Raw genomic sequence first — 15,415 nt, forward strand, 5'->3', positions numbered from 1 at the left:
ATTAAAAGTGCAAATTTACTTCTTTTTGTCGTATTTAGAACTAAATATTATATTGAAAATTGAGAGTTATTCATGATGTTTTAAACAGCTATTTTAACGTTTTGGGCGTTACCCCGAAAAGGGGGCGCGCTTTCCACTATATCTTTTTTAAAATGTCATTGCGAGGAGGCACGGCATGGCAATCTGTAAATTTATAGTGCTAGACAAAGTTTTTAGTTCTCAAGTTAAAAAAGGATGCCGTTGCAATCGCTAACGCAAATAGGAGTTTCCATAAAACATTAGAGTAGTTTGAAGCTTTTTTTATCAAGCATTAAAATCAATATTTTAAGTATCATTGTGAGGGGATGACATGGCAATTTTATAAATCTAGAGAGATTACTTCGTCGTACCTCCTAAAATGATATGTTTTTATACATAAAATGGGTTTAACAAGTTTAACAGCTAATAAAAGTCAATAATAGTTTAAGTTTGCAGACTATTATTTTAAACATGACGCACACTTTAGAAGCATTAAAATCAGGAGAACTAATTGGTACAAAAAGATTAAAATTAGCTTGTGGTTTAAAAACCTTCCCAGAAGCTATATTATCTTTAGTAGATACTTTAGAGATTTTAGATTTATCAGACAATCAATTAACCGAGTTGCCAGATAGTATATCTAAGTTAAAACATTTGAAAATCATTTTTTTTGCACGTAATAATTTTACAAAATTCCCTAAAATATTAAAAGAATTCCCTGTTTTGAATATGATTGGTTTTAAATCCAACCAAATCCAAACTGTGCCAGAAAATGTATTTCCTCCCAAGCTAAATTGGTTAATTTTAACTGATAATAAGATTAAAAAATTACCTAAAAGTATTGGAGATTGTGGGCTGCTTCAAAAATGTGCACTAGCAGGTAACCAAATTGAAGAGTTACCTCCAGAAATGGCAAATTGCTTGAATTTAGAACTCATTAGAATTTCGGCTAATAAACTTAAGTCAATTCCAAAATGGTTATTCGAGTTGCCTAAATTATCTTGGGTAGCCTTTGGAGGGAACCCTGCTGCACGCCAAATTCCATTAAATACTGATTTTGAATCGTTCCAATGGGAAGACTTTACTATTAAAGAGCAATTAGGTGAAGGTGCTTCAGGATTTATTTCGAAAGCACATTGGATTTCTAAAAAAGAGGACATCGCCGTTAAGATTTTTAAAGGTGATGTAACGAGTGATGGATTACCAGAAGATGAAATGGGAATATCTATCGCAGCTGGGGCACATGATAATTTAATCTCAGTTTTAGGGAAAATAAAGAACCACCCTGAAAAGAAAAGTGGATTAATAATGAGGCTTATATCTCCAACGTATATTAATTTAGGTAATCCGCCTAATTTTAAAACTTGCACGCGAGATGTGTTTGATGAGACATCTGTTTTTAATGGAGATGAGTTGTTGAAAATTGCAAAAAGTATCGCCTCAGTTTGTTCTCAGCTACACAGCAAAGGGATTAATCATGGTGACCTCTATGCTCACAATATATTGGTAAATAAAACGGCAGAATGTCTTTTGGGAGATTTTGGTGCTGCTTCTTTTTATGATGTTAATTCAGATCTAGCCCATAATATTGAACGTATTGAAGTACGTGCATATACTTGTTTGTTAGAAGATGTATTAGGTCTTGTTAGTGAAAACGAAATGAGTAATGAGCTTCGTAATAAATGGCAAAAATTAATTGCGGATTGCAGAGTTACAGATGTTAAGTCTCGTATTGGTTTTTCTGAGGTTTTGGAGGTGTTGGAAGGGTTTTAGGTTGATTATTGGAGGGTAGTTAGTTATTCGTTTTGTTTTTGAATTTGGAGGTAGGGAAAGATTGTTAACCTTGGTTATAAACCTTAAGAAGAGTGAATAGGCTATTTTCGTGGTAAAAAGAAACCTTTTATGCAGTCCATATTTCGTATGCAAATTTGAATATGGCTTTTTTTCTGAATTCCAGCACCTGGAAATGCCGGACCTCCTTCTGTAAAAACACCTCTAGCTGTATCAAATTCTTTAATAGAAGTATTTTTGTCGCTTTTTATTTCTTCTTTTATTTTTTGATGAAGATATTGTATTACAGCACAATCTAATTCTCTTATCAATAAATCTTTATGTTCGTCTTCTTTAACGTCTTTATTTTTTGGCAATTCTTTACCAATGGATGAGAAGTCTTTTTCCATTAACTGATAGTAAATTGACAGCATTTTAATGAATTCACTATCAATTAAATCTAAGCAATAATCTAAAGTGAAAACAACTCCTATTACTGAAGCTTTTTTTATTTTTCCTCTTTTTTGCTTGTGTTTTGCCCATTCTAGGGCTCTATCATAATTATTTTCCCAAAGATAAAAACCATGACCTAACCAATCAAAAGGCTTTTCACTAATTTTTACATTTTTAGGTTTTGTGAGTAGTTCGTCTCTAGCGGATTCATCACAACCGTGAAATCCAATTAATATATTAGACCTTGAACTATACATTTATTTATTCAGCAACAGAAAGTACTCTTTCTAAATTGGGAAAAGATTTAGTTATTTTTCCTGTTTTAGTTATAATACCTGCTGAACTTAAGGATTCAATAGCTGACTCCTTAGAAGTGTGTTCTTTTTTTAATTTAGCTGCTAAAGCAACAAGTAATGATGTTTGTTCTTTTTTCATAAAGAATGAATTCTAATTCAAATGTACAAAAATTATTCCATTTTTGTTACGTTGTTTTAAGTATCTAATTTAATCTAAAGAATTCCTCTCAGCTTGCTGCGGGGTTATTCATTATATAAAAGCATATAGTAATTATAGAATTGGGTACAGTACTTTATTCTTTCAATTTTGATATAGCACTTAATAGTTTCTCAAAAGCAGGAATAGATAAACCTTCAGTTTCCTTTGTGTCTAAAAAGTTATTATCCTTATTATTCCCAAAATATTTTCCGACTAGTTTTTCTTTAATTATTTGTTTCTTATCATCTGAAAGATCTTCTATAAAAGGATTAATTGAAGCTAATTCTAGTTCAGCATTTCTATTTATAGTTTCTAATTTTCTGTGTTTTGATGATTCACGAGCTGCATAGGTTGCTGGGTATGATAGAGCAGCTGCAGCAACAAGTCTAATTAGGGACTTTGTCCAATCAAATCCCAATGAACTTAAATCAATAATAGTCCATACTAAAAGAACAGAAAAAATACTCATGAATAGAATTGCAAAGCCTCTCCAAAAATTAGCGCTTTTTTTATGATTGTTCGCAATATTTTGATAATTCCCTGTAACACCTACATTTCCTATTAGATTTACAAGTTTTTTTGCTTCAGTAAGTTTAGTATTGAGTTGTGTAATTGTACTTGTAGTGTCTGTATCAATACTGTTTTTTAATTCGTTAATTTCATCACGAAATGATTCCTTGACTTTATCTATCTCTGCACGATAAGTTTTTTTGTCGTTTTCAAAATTTTGATTGTGCTTTGATTTTATATTATTAAAATTAGTTTGAAATGTTGAGTTCAAGTTTTGAATTTCTGTTTCTTTTCCTTCAATGAGTTTAAGCAATCTTTGGGTTTCTGTTTCTTTTGATATTAGATCTGTTTTGAAATTTTCAATTTCAGATTTTAGTTGGTCTTTCTCTTTCTCTAACGATTTGTATTTGCTTTTTGCTGTTTTCTCAAAATCAGCAATTTTTCGCGAAAAATTAAAGTCAGCTTTGGCTACAGGAATTGGAAAGCTCTTGATTTTATTTATAGCAGCATTAAAGCTATTTGTTGCGTTGATCAGATGTCCTGTATTATTATTTCCTAAAAAGCTATTTGTTTTTGAAATCCCTCCATTTAGTTCAATACTCAAAGAATCTAATTCAGTTTGTTGTACTAAATCAGGAATAGTCAATTTAACACGTTGGTTTATATATGAATAAACAGTCTAGAAAAAAGATAACTTTTCAAGGTCAATTTTTTTCTTAACATCATCATTCATTAAAATTTCTTCCAAAGATTTTAGTCTGTCAAATATTGTATGGTTATCGAAATTTTCTGATGTCATTTTTTATTGATTTTGATTGGTTTATGAGTTATATATAATATTTTGTATAACTAGTTACATGCTTTAAGTGACTAAGTTTTCGAATATAAATTGAATAGAAAACCTAAAAGGGTTTTCGTAAGTAGACTTGAGTTAGCAATTAATCTTATTATGGTGTGTAATCAGTTTTTATTCAGATATTATTCCTAATACTTCTTTTACTAACTCTTATTATTTAAACCCTACAAATGAGTTAGTATATAGTAAGCTTCTGTCGCTTTTATTTTATAAAAATAAGTAATTTTTCCTATTTAAAAATCGAAAAAAACAATAGTTTTTTGCCAGAGATTTTAATCCTATTGATTAAAAAATAATAAGACTCAAAAAAACAGAGTCATATATAGTTAATCTAATCTAGAACTAGTAATAATACTTTTCATTAACCTGAACTTGCCTGTGCTGAATTTATTTGAGTATTTAGGTTCTCATATAAAACTGAACAATGATAAGATTTTAAAACAAAACAAACCAAATGCTTTTTTTTATGTACAGGATTATTTTACAGGGTTTTAACGTTTTAATAGAAGTATTTCTTAATTTTTAAGGCATGTTCTTAGTACATTATAAAAAATAGTTCACTACTACTACTACTAAAATAACAATGTCTATAAAATCAAAACCTGTCAGGTCTAAATCAGAACAATTATTAAATCTTTTTGATATTAAGTGAGTTGTGTGTCCTCTTTCGGTTTTTACCATATATTAAAGCAAACTAATTATAATCTTTCATTTCACCGTTTTCAATGTTAAGTAATACTTTCTTTTGTGGTATTTTAAACTAAATACGATGTTGAAAATATAGCCTTATTCAAGTGGTTATTAACCATAAAAAAAGCGACTATTAAGTCGCTTTTTCTGGAAATAAAAATTATAATTATTTTATTAATTTTTTAGTAAAATTTCCAGAAGGGGAGTCTATTCTTAAAATATAAGTCCCTTTATTTAATGAAGATACGTTTAATGTTTGTTTAAACTGGTTTACAGATCCTGTTAGTAATACTTTACCAAGCATGTCGTGAATAGTATAATTCGCTTTTTCGTTGGTTTTTATATTTAGAAAGGCTCCATTTATTGGATTTGGAGTTATTTTGAATTTCTCTGAGATATTTTCATCTACACTTAAAGTTGAGTAGCACGTCCAAGATAAATCGTCTATAATAACTCGATCTCCACCAGAAGTAGACTCAGAGATTTCGATAATTACGTTTCCTGCAACATTAATATCTTTTAATGTGGTTGTTTGAGTAGCGTCACTATAAGGAATGGTTCCTTTTAATACTGAATTTACAATGATATCTAAATTTCCAGTTCCACCGCTAAAAGCTCTTTGAGTAGATATGGTTAATTCGCCAATACCATTAGCAATTTCTGGAGATGTTAAAGCGCCATCTTTAGTACCTCTTACATCAATACAAATAGCTCTATTGTTTAGTGTTTGATCTGTTCTGGCTCTTTTAGCTGTCCATTGTCCGCCATTTCCAGCCCAAGATCTATCTGCATAAGAACTGTTATTAGCTTCCATACCTTCAAAAGTTTCGAAAGCACAAGCATTTATACTACCGCTTGATGCAGCTAAAGTTGTTTCATTAACGGCAGTGCTTAATGGCGATGTATTATTTGCTAAGTCTGCAGCTAAAACACTAAAACTGTAAGTTGTGCTAGAAGACAAATTTTTAATAGTAATAGTTGTTGTTGTAGAGTTTGTTGATACATAATAAGCACCATCTACATAAACATTATAAGTTATAACAGCAGTATTATCTGTAGATGCAGTCCAAGATAAATCGACAGTGGTTTCTGTAGGATTTGATGCTGCTAAATTTGTTGGTGTTGTAGGTGCTTCGGTGTCCGATGGTCCAGAACTACCCCAACGGTTTTCGGCAGGAGCTCCTCCCCAAATAACTGTAGCTAAGTATGGATTATCAATAAAAGGATTTCTGTTACCTTGTGCGTAAGCATTAGTAGTGTTGGCGTGGTATGTGTTTCTGTTATCTTCTGTTGTAGAAACAGGATCTGAAGCATTCCATTCTAACAGTAAATTAATCATATCTGGATCTACAGCGTTTGTTGTTCCAACACTAGCAAAAGCGGGTTTACATTGATCGCCATATCTTAAATACATATACATTAGTATTCTAGCTGCATCACCTTTCCACTCGTCTCCAGGGTACCAATTGGCACCAGTATTACCTGCGTTTCCAGATCCAGCTGCAAATTTTAAATTACCTCTGTTAGAATTCATTTTTACATCAGATGGTCTTAAGTTATGAGCATCTGCATATGGAGGAACATTTCTTCCAGACGTTTCCAGTTTAGGGTTTCCTAAAGAATTTGGAAAGGTATGTTCTCTATTCCAATCTGTTCCTTGATTACCACCATTGTTGTTTTTATTTCTACTTCTATCAGTAATAAAGTTAGCATCGGTATCATTATAACCATAAATTAAAAGGACATTGCTCGTATTTAAAGGGTCTTGGTCTGTAATTTTACTAGCTTCCCAAATACCTGGAGAGTATGTTAAATAATTAGTGTGTTTTACAGCAGTTTCAATAGCTAAATCATTAAATAAAGTTAAACCTGTTTGCGTAAAATCTACATCTTTATAATAAGCTTGTAGTTGAGCAGGAGGTGTTAATTGTGAGAACCCTAGATAATTGATAAATAAGAATAGTACTAGGTAAAAATGTTTTTTCATAAGTTCTTTTTGTTAGAAATGAGAGCATAAACTTCATAAAAATGAGGTTTATGGGTTTACAATTTATTTTTTGCGAAAATAAATTCTTTTATAGATTTAGATGTTAAGGTTTTGTCAATTTGTTGTTTTTTTTATAATTAATGACGTTTATTCAAAAGTATATGTAGGATTATACGTGTTATTAGTAAAAAGGCATAAAAAAAACCGAAGCTTGTAGACTTCGGTTTTTAAATATTGATTTGTAATGTACTTTAAATATATGTAGTAACTAACGGGGAATTATAAAGCTATTTGTGTTATGGTTACTCATAATTAATTTAAATAGTTTACTATTCTTTAACTATCTTTTTTATGATAGTTTCTGTACTTGAAGATTCAGAGGTTTTAATATCAACTTTTACAAAATAAATACCAGAAGAAAGGAAACTTAAATCAATGTTATTTGTTTTAGTTATTTCTTTAGGATCTAAAAGATTTTTTCCTGTAATATCTAATATTGAAATTTGCTCTATTTTAAAATTATTGGAAAGCGATGTAATATTTACAAAATTAGAAAAAGGATTAGGGTGTATAGTTATACTCTTATCTGAAAGATTAGAATTATTTGTGGTTATTGATAATGAGTATTTTAAAGGTTTTGGGTTATTAGGGTTAGGGTTTGAATCTTCTCCATTGTTATTGTTTCTACCTTCGTCTTTTACAAACTTAATGTAACCTTCATGAACTCCTTTTGTACGGTTCATAAGTTTTAAGTAAAGATCTTTTCTAGATTTGTAATAACCGTCTTCTTTTGAATTACGAAGCTCTTGTAAAGTATTAAATTCTGGTAAATCTATATTAGATTTAGAACTTCTTGGTCTAATAATATTGGCCATATCTACCATACGTAAGGTTACTCCAATAGTGTTTTTTGGCATTGACCATTGATGAAATGTTAATTCCATTTCATGATTAGAAGTATTGTAACCATTAGGGAATTCCATTTTATACTCACCACCTAAGCGTAGTTGAGCTCTTCTGTGATCTGAATTACCTATATGAAACCTTTCTTTAACACCATGCGGAGTAGTTAAGAAGATGTCTGGAATCTTTTTATCATTACCTTTATGTCTTGTTTGAAGATTACCAAATCGTTGTTTAGAAACTACCCATCTAAAATCATTTGGAGCAGGAGTTTCTCCTAAACTAGGGTCTACAGTCCAAGTTGTATTTCCTATAAAAGTATAGCCAGGACCACCTCCAAATCCAGTAGTAAGAGAACCGTCTCTATCATAAACTTCTCTGGTATCTCTGTGATTTGTTCTTTGTGCAACAATCATATTGCTATAAGATTTATCGTTTTCAAAACTTAAACCTTCTACTTCGCAAGCTGGGCGAACACGATTTCCACTAATGGATTTAAACATAATCGAATTACCTCCTTTATTAAATCCAGCAATATGAATATCTTTAAAAATAGAGTTTCCATGGTAAAAATGAGTACCTACAATTTTTCCTTTGTAAGGGTTTCCTTTGCTAAGACCAAGAAAAAGCCCGCCATCAAAAAGAGTAGGATCAGAGTCGTAACTAATAGTTTCTACATCTGCAGCTTTAAAGTTTTTAAAAATGTGAGTTATATTACTAAACAAAGGGTAAACACCAACATTTGTTTGGTATACTGTAAAGTTTTCGAAAACAGGATCTATATGGTTGAAAAAGTTTTCGTTTTGATTAAAATCTCCTGAGTTTCTTGACCTACGAGATAATGTTACAAAACCGGTAACTGTTGAGTGTACCGAATTGTCTTTAAATTTAAGTAAAGCTATTTCTTTAGGCTTATAATTATCGTATTCTGAAATATATCCAGCAAGACCTCTTGGAGAAGGAGGTGGAGCAAACCAAAATCCGCTTCCTTGAGAACCAGCACATATGTTACCAGTAAATTCATTACCAGCATTAGCTATCCAGTATGCAGCAGTTGTTCTAAAACGCTCTCCACCATCATGAAACGTATCTGTATCATCTACTATAAACGCTTTACCTTGAAACGATTCTTTTTCATGTACTCTATGAACTCCAAAAGCTATATTGTTTATAAATCTATTTCCTTCTTCTACACCATCTTCTGTAAAGAAAGCATGTCCGTGAAGATCATGAGCAACAATACCTTCTACTAAAACATTATCGGTAGTATGTACTACAACAGCTCTGTTATTACTGTTGGTGATACTAGAATTTTTGAAAAAATCACCTTTACGATCTCGAGCTACGTGCCAATGAAAAGGATATCTACCTAATCTACCAGATTGCCCCATTAAGTGAAGTTGAATACCATCAACTTCAATAGGACCAGCAGTAGGCATTATCATTACATTACCACCAACACCATTTGAAGCTTTTCCTTGATCTATTGTAAGCTTTTTTCTGTCTCCAAAATGATCATCAGTATCTTGAGAAGCTAAGCCTTGTATTTTAATATTTCTACTTAACAATGCTACTTCTGCTCTTAAGTCTATTTTAATAGGTTTACGGTCTGTATTAAAACTTTTTGCATCAAAATTTTTAGCATAAGTTTCAATTTCCCCATAATGCCTGTAGCTTAATGGGCGATCTAGCGTTAAACGCGTATTTACTCCTCTTAGTTCAATGGCTGTTATTGTTCTAACATCTTCTTCAGTGTAATCTTCAGAACTACTTGCAATAACAATTTCGTCTCCTACTTCCCAATTTAGAGTACCATCTTCTGTAGAAGATAGGTTTCCATCATGATTACGATCTATAATATTAGCAACAGTAATTGAATTGTCGTTTTTTTCGGCGGTTCGAGATAGTTTTGTGAAACTTAATTTATTTTGACCATAAAACACTAGTCTACCATTTCCTCCAGCCATGATAAATCCATCATTACCAGAGATATTCATGTTTGCTCCTCCTGCCATAGGAATGGTATGGTTAGCTTTTGGAGAAGTTCCATTTAATGTTAATGTGAAATTTCCTTTGTCAAACCTATTTGTAGAAGTTCCGATTTGAAAAAGACCACCGCTATTTACATGTATCCAACGGGTATTAAGTGTTTTATCTAGTACATTATTTTCAGCAACTTTTAAAACACCATGTACAACAATTTCACCAACATCATGAGAATTATTAATGTTTACTGTAATTCCATTGCTAATTATTACACGATCTGATACATCGGGGACTCCTTTATCCCAAGTATTTGGGTTAGACCAATTGCCGTTTTTTATAGCTTTATGGACATCTAATGTTTGACTGTAAATAGAGCTAATGCATATTAAGAAAAGGAAAGAAAACAGGTGTTTCAGTAGTTTTTTGTTAGATTTAGATCTAGCGATTTTAATTTTTTTTTTCATTATTATTGATTTGGGTTATTGCCTGAGTTTTTCTTGTTTCAGGCGTTAGTGCAACTTAAAAAAAATTACTTTATTATACGATTTTAATTTTTTTTTCAGCATTTTTACATCACAAAAATATATTAAAATTCATATAATAACTATAATCCTTTACTTATAAAGATATTTGCTTTTTTATATATTATTATTAAGAGTAATATTTTTTATTGTTGTTTATATGTTAATTAAAATTAATATGAGATTTTTAGATTCAGGAGATCTATGTGGTAATTTACTTTGTTCTTAGTTTGAAAACTCTAAGATTTTATTAACGTTATAAAATACACCCCTTAAATACTAATTAATAATTTAATCAATTTAAAAACATGAAAAGAACTAAAATAAAATTTGCGATTGCTTTTTTAATGGCAACGTCTACGTCTTCAATATTTGCACAAAGGCTAGACCTTAATGAGCGTCGTTTCTTTACAGATAATATTCCTAATGATAGTATTAGTGTTAAGAGTTTAACTGGAGGTAAAAACACTAGAGATTCTAATATTTTAAATGAATTAATTGATAAAACATCAAAAAAAGGAGGAGGAACTATATACTTGCTACCTCATAATGGAAAAAGTGTGTTTTATTTGAATCAGGTTCATTTAAAAAGTAATATTCACCTTAAAATAGATCCAAGAGTAACTATCGAAAATTTAATAGTTAGTTCTAATACGACAGTATTTAATGTTGGAGATACAGGTTTAGTAGAAAATGTAGCTATTACAAGTACAAAAGAAAATAGTCGAAAAAAAATAGATGCATTTAAGGCAAGATTAGAGGGAGATGTAGATAGAGGTGTATCTCTTATAGCGCTTAGGTATGTTAAAAACTTTAAAATTTCTGGTATAGATATTATTGATGATTACACTAAATTCAATAATATTGTTATGAATTTACCAAAATCTAGAAATAAAAGACATATAGCAACGGGAGGCATCGTTCAAAACATTTACACTATAAATAATCATGTTGGTTATGGTGCTGTACAAACCCAGTCTGCCAAAACAGTTTTGTTTAAAAATATAAATTGTACAGGAGGAATAACGCTTAGAATAGAAACTGGATCTGGTCAAATTAGTGTGAATAATATTGAAACAGTTGACGATATTGTAGCTAAAGGAATAACAAGTACCAATGGTTTATCTGCTGTAGATTTATCTCCACATCGTGTTAATCAAGGTCAAGTAGATATAAGTGGAATTACATCTATAGGTTCTACTTATGCCGTTATAATTTCAGGAGGATTTAAAGATAGAAAAGAAAAAGGAAGTATTGATAACCTAGGGACTTTTAGCGATAAATCGTATATCCAAATTTCTAAAGTGGTTGGAGGTAATTTAGCTCAGGTTAAAGGAAAAGACTTTCAGTTTTACAACTGTAATACGAGTGCAGAATTAAAAAAACGGGCAAAAAGCAACGAAGATGAAGAGAGTACTCATGGGACTTCGATTGCTGTCGTAAGGGATAGTGCAGATCCAGATAATAGTTGTACTTCTGTAGGGTCTAAAGCAAGAGGCTGTTATAAACCTACTGTTGTATTACCAGAACTATCTAATATAACAGGTACGTTTGAAAGAAGTGGGCGTAGTAAAAAAGTGGTATATGATGGAGATAAAGTAAGAGGTTGTAATAGAACTTCTCTAGCTATATCAAGAAAGAGTGAAGTTAGTAGTAATACAGAAGAAAGTGTTTCTTCATTTAGTATTTCTCAAAACCGAACGTTAGGAGTGGTGAATGTAAAAGGAGCTAAATCAAAAATTATTGTATACGGAATAGCAGGTCAGGTTATTATGGAATTAAAACCAACTAAAAACAATAATGTTATTCAGCTAGATGTTAGCAAATTAGATAAAGGTGTTTATTTAATTTCTGATGGTACACAAACTAAAAAGTTTATTCATTTTTAATTGCTATTTTAAGCATTAAAAAAGAATATTTTAATTAAAAACCATAGTAAAACCTTAGATTTTATTGTGGTTTTTAATTATAAAAAATGATCTAATAAAATATGAAATTTATTAGGTTATATTTTAATAGTTTTTATGCTTTCTTTTCTAGTAATGCCATATAAAATCCATCAAAGCCAGATTTATGAACTAATACCTTCTTGTCTTTAACCAAGCTAAAGTCTTTTCCAGCTTCAGATTTTAAAAAGGTAGCGACTTGATTTTGGTTTTCAGAAGGTAATACAGAACAGGTTGCATAGACAAGTTGTCCACCAGCTTTAACCATTCTAGAATACCGTTGTAAAATGTCTTGTTGCGTTTTCTTTATTTTTTCAATAAAATCGGGCTGTAATTTCCATTTAGCATCAGGATTTCTACGTAAAACTCCCAATCCAGAACAAGGTGCATCAATTAAAACACGATCGGCTTTATCATAAAGTTTTTTGATAGGTTTAGTAGAATCAATAACACGATTTTCTATGTTATGAGCACCATTTCGTTTAGCTCTTCGTTTTAATTCATTAAGTTTATTTTCATAAATGTCCATAGCAATAATTTGCCCTTTATTTTCCATTAAAGAGGCTATATGCAATGTTTTTCCACCAGCACCAGCACAGGTATCTACTACGCGCATACCAGGTTTTACGTTTAAAAATTCAGCAACTAATTGTGAAGATGCATCTTGTACTTCAAAATAGCCATTTTTAAAAGCTTCAGAAGTAAAAACATTAGCGCGTTCTTTTAATTTTAAAGCATTTGGATAGCCTTTTAAAAATTCGGTTTCTATATCTAAATCGAATAATTGGGCTTGCAATTTTTCTTTGGTAGTTTTTAAGGTATTTACTCTTAAAACAACATCGGCTTGCTCGTTTAAAGCTGTGATCTCTTTAGACCAAACTTCAGACCCTAGTTCCTTTTCGCCTAATTCGTCAATCCAATCTGGAATGGATTCTTTAAGTTTTCTAATTTTAGAAAGCTCATCAAATCGACCTTTAATTTTACGTGTAGGTGTATTTTCAAAATACTTCCAATCTGGCAGTTTTATACCTTTTAAGGTTGCCCAGACAGCAAACATACGCCATAGGTTATCTCTGTCGAAAGGAGCTTTTACTTCAGCAATTTCCGCGTACAAACGTTTCCAACGTACAATATCATAAGTGGTTTCAGCTACAAAACCACGGTCGCGAGCTCCCCAACGTTTGTCACGTTTTAAAAGTTGTTGTATCACTTTATCGGCATACTTTCCTTCATTAAAAATTAAAGTTAAACCGTCAATAACTGAAAAGCATAAGTTTCTGTGTAATCGCATCATCTATAAATAAGGCTGCAAAGTTACGTTTAATTCGTCAATTAATTTTCTTAATTTGCTCCGGAATAAAATTCATGTTTGGAAGATAAAGATTTTATAAATGATTTAAGAGAAGGAAAGCAATCTGCTTATGGTAAATTGCTCGATATTTTTCAGCAAAAAGTATTTTCTACTTGTATTTCTTTTGTACCAAATAAAGAAGATGCCGAAGATATAGCTCAAGAAGTTTTTGTTGAAGTTTTTAATTCTATTAATAAATTTAAAGGAAATTCTAAATTATCTACTTGGATTTATAGAATTGCAACCAATAAATCTTTAGAATTTATTAGAAAGAAAAATGCTAAAAAACGCTTTGCCTTTTTACAAGCGTTATTTGGTAATGACATTCCTATAGATAAAACAAAATATTTTACCGAAATGAATCATCCAGGAATCATTTTAGAGAATAAAGAGGAAAATGAAACTTTATTTAGAGCTATTAACCAATTACCAGAAGCTCAAAAAGTAGTATTTACGTTAAGTAAAGTAGATGGTAAGAGTTATCAAGAAATAAGTGATATAACAGAGAAAAGTCTTTCGTCTGTAGAGTCTCTAATGTTTAGAGCAAAAAAGAATTTACAACAATTATTAGAAAATTTTTATAAAAATAAATATTAGCGCAAGTTTTTAAAACTTATTGCATCTAAAATAATACAATGAAGAATAATAAAGATATTCAAGATAAAATAGATATGACTTTTAAGTCGGTTGATGTTATTGAATCGGTTAATGTCTCTCCTTTTTTTAAAGATAAAACCATGCAACGTTTATTTACAGAAAAGGAAGAGCCACAGGTCGTATGGTCTTGGTTTACCCCAAAATTACAATTTGCAACTTTAGTTTGTATAATTGCATTAAATCTGATTGCTTTTTCAAAGTTACAAGGCGCTACTTATGATGAAAATATTAATGAGTTTGCAGAATCTTATGGTTTATCTACAAGCACTGAACCCATTTTATTTAATTAATCATGCAAAAAAATACGCTTTTATATATTCTTCTTATTTTTTTAATTGTAGTTAATGGTTTTTTCTTATATAATTATATGGGGAGTACCAGTAGCGAAAAAGGAAAAAGACCACCAAGGCCTATGGATTTTATTGTAAAAGAACTTCAATTTGATGGGTCTCAATTAAAAGAATTTAGAGAATTAAATGCAGATCATCATCAAAAAATGAGGCATATTTCTCATGGAATTAAGAGGTTAAAAGATGCTTTGTTTAATAGATTATCTGATGCCGTTATAGATAGAGAAGTTATAGATTCTATAACCACATTGATAGGAGAAAAAGAAATAGAAAAGGAGAAAATGACTTTTTATCATTTTAAAAGCATACAGGAAATATGTAATGAAGATCAAAAAGAAGAATTCAAGAAAATAATTAATGATGCACTGCATAAGGCAGGAAGAGAGCAAAGGGGACAAAGACCTCCTCATCCAGAAAGACCAAAAGGACATAGGCCTCCACAGCCAAAACATTAATGATTTACAATACAATTTTAGACCTTCAAAATACTGAAGGTCTTTTTTTTTGATTTTTTAGAAAAGCCAAGCGCAAGTTTAAAAAGTAAAACGCATCTAAAAGATTGTAACATTAAAGTTTTATAAGATGAGAAAATTAAGATTTGGATTAGTAATAATATTATTTATTTCAATTAATTCTTTTGGACAATCAAATAAAAGGCCGAATAGACAAGAGCCTCCATCTGTAGAAGAATTATTTAAAGAGATGGATACTAATGAAGATGGAAAACTTGCTTTAGATGAAATTAAAGGACCATTAAAAGCGCATTTTTCTAAAGTTGATGCTAATAACGATGGTTTTATTACTCAAGAAGAATTGGTGAATTCTCCCAAACCCAAGGGGCATAAACCTAAAAAAGATTAATTTTTTATATAAACCGCAAGTTTTTTTTATTAAGTGCATCTAAATAATTATACCCTCAATA

At 30.6% G+C, this 15,415-nt stretch carries 12 protein-coding genes; 6 read left to right on the forward strand and 6 right to left on the reverse strand.

Annotation, left to right across the window (positions count from 1 at the left end; all coding sequences use genetic code 11):
- Positions 1 to 489 precede the first annotated feature (489 nt).
- The gene (locus A8C32_RS12230) at positions 490 to 1,791 is read left to right on the forward strand and encodes a leucine-rich repeat-containing protein kinase family protein (RefSeq protein WP_069830714.1); all 1,302 of its coding nucleotides are present in this window, start codon (positions 490 to 492) and stop codon (positions 1,789 to 1,791) included.
- 101 nt (positions 1,792 to 1,892) lie between these two features.
- Here A8C32_RS12230 and A8C32_RS12235 read toward each other — a convergent pair whose 3' ends face one another.
- From A8C32_RS12235 to A8C32_RS12250, 5 genes are all read right to left on the reverse strand, one after another.
- Positions 1,893 to 2,498 carry a hypothetical protein gene (locus A8C32_RS12235; protein ID WP_069830715.1) on the reverse strand — a complete coding sequence of 202 codons (606 nt, stop codon included), beginning with the start codon at positions 2,496 to 2,498 and terminating at the stop codon, positions 1,893 to 1,895.
- A 4-nt stretch (positions 2,499 to 2,502) separates the two neighbouring features.
- Complete coding sequence (locus A8C32_RS20685; protein WP_165605838.1) at positions 2,503 to 2,676, reverse strand: hypothetical protein; 174 nt, start codon at positions 2,674 to 2,676, stop codon at positions 2,503 to 2,505.
- 154 nt (positions 2,677 to 2,830) lie between these two features.
- Positions 2,831 to 3,892: a hypothetical protein gene (locus A8C32_RS12240; RefSeq protein WP_069830716.1), complete on the reverse strand. Its 1,062-nt coding sequence runs from the start codon at positions 3,890 to 3,892 to the stop codon at positions 2,831 to 2,833.
- 1,066 nt (positions 3,893 to 4,958) lie between these two features.
- A complete protein-coding gene (locus A8C32_RS12245) occupies positions 4,959 to 6,779 on the reverse strand; it encodes an endonuclease (RefSeq protein ID WP_069830717.1) in 1,821 nt (606 codons plus the stop codon).
- 329 nt (positions 6,780 to 7,108) lie between these two features.
- On the reverse strand, positions 7,109 to 10,132 hold the full coding sequence (locus A8C32_RS12250) for a G8 domain-containing protein (protein WP_069830718.1): 3,024 nt from the start codon (positions 10,130 to 10,132) through the stop codon (positions 7,109 to 7,111).
- A gap of 365 nt (positions 10,133 to 10,497) precedes the next feature.
- On the opposite strand from A8C32_RS12250, the gene A8C32_RS12255 reads away from it, so the two are divergent.
- Positions 10,498 to 12,078, forward strand: a complete 1,581-nt coding sequence (locus A8C32_RS12255) for a T9SS type A sorting domain-containing protein (protein WP_069830719.1) — start codon at positions 10,498 to 10,500, stop codon at positions 12,076 to 12,078.
- 133 nt (positions 12,079 to 12,211) lie between these two features.
- On the opposite strand, the gene A8C32_RS12260 is transcribed toward A8C32_RS12255, so the two are convergent.
- Positions 12,212 to 13,426 carry an RsmB/NOP family class I SAM-dependent RNA methyltransferase gene (locus tag A8C32_RS12260; RefSeq protein ID WP_069830765.1) on the reverse strand — a complete coding sequence of 405 codons (1,215 nt, stop codon included), beginning with the start codon at positions 13,424 to 13,426 and terminating at the stop codon, positions 12,212 to 12,214.
- Between the two features lie 78 nt (positions 13,427 to 13,504).
- Between A8C32_RS12260 and A8C32_RS12265 the strand changes: the two genes are divergently transcribed.
- The 4 genes from A8C32_RS12265 (at position 13,505) to A8C32_RS12280 (ending at position 15,354) form a co-directional block, all read left to right on the forward strand.
- Entirely contained in the window at positions 13,505 to 14,083 is a 579-nt protein-coding gene (locus A8C32_RS12265; RefSeq protein ID WP_069830720.1) for an RNA polymerase sigma factor, read from the forward strand.
- A gap of 38 nt (positions 14,084 to 14,121) precedes the next feature.
- On the forward strand, positions 14,122 to 14,433 hold the full coding sequence (locus tag A8C32_RS12270; RefSeq protein ID WP_069830721.1) for a hypothetical protein: 312 nt from the start codon (positions 14,122 to 14,124) through the stop codon (positions 14,431 to 14,433).
- Between the two features lie 2 nt (positions 14,434 to 14,435).
- Positions 14,436 to 14,948, forward strand: a complete 513-nt coding sequence (locus A8C32_RS12275; protein ID WP_069830722.1) for a hypothetical protein — start codon at positions 14,436 to 14,438, stop codon at positions 14,946 to 14,948.
- Between the two features lie 127 nt (positions 14,949 to 15,075).
- On the forward strand, positions 15,076 to 15,354 hold the full coding sequence (locus A8C32_RS12280; protein ID WP_069830723.1) for an EF-hand domain-containing protein: 279 nt from the start codon (positions 15,076 to 15,078) through the stop codon (positions 15,352 to 15,354).
- The last annotated feature ends 61 nt before the right edge of the window (positions 15,355 to 15,415 follow it).

It is taken from the genome of Flavivirga aquatica (genome assembly GCF_001747085.1).
GTDB classification, from domain to species: Bacteria; Bacteroidota; Bacteroidia; order Flavobacteriales; family Flavobacteriaceae; genus Algibacter_C; species Algibacter_C aquatica.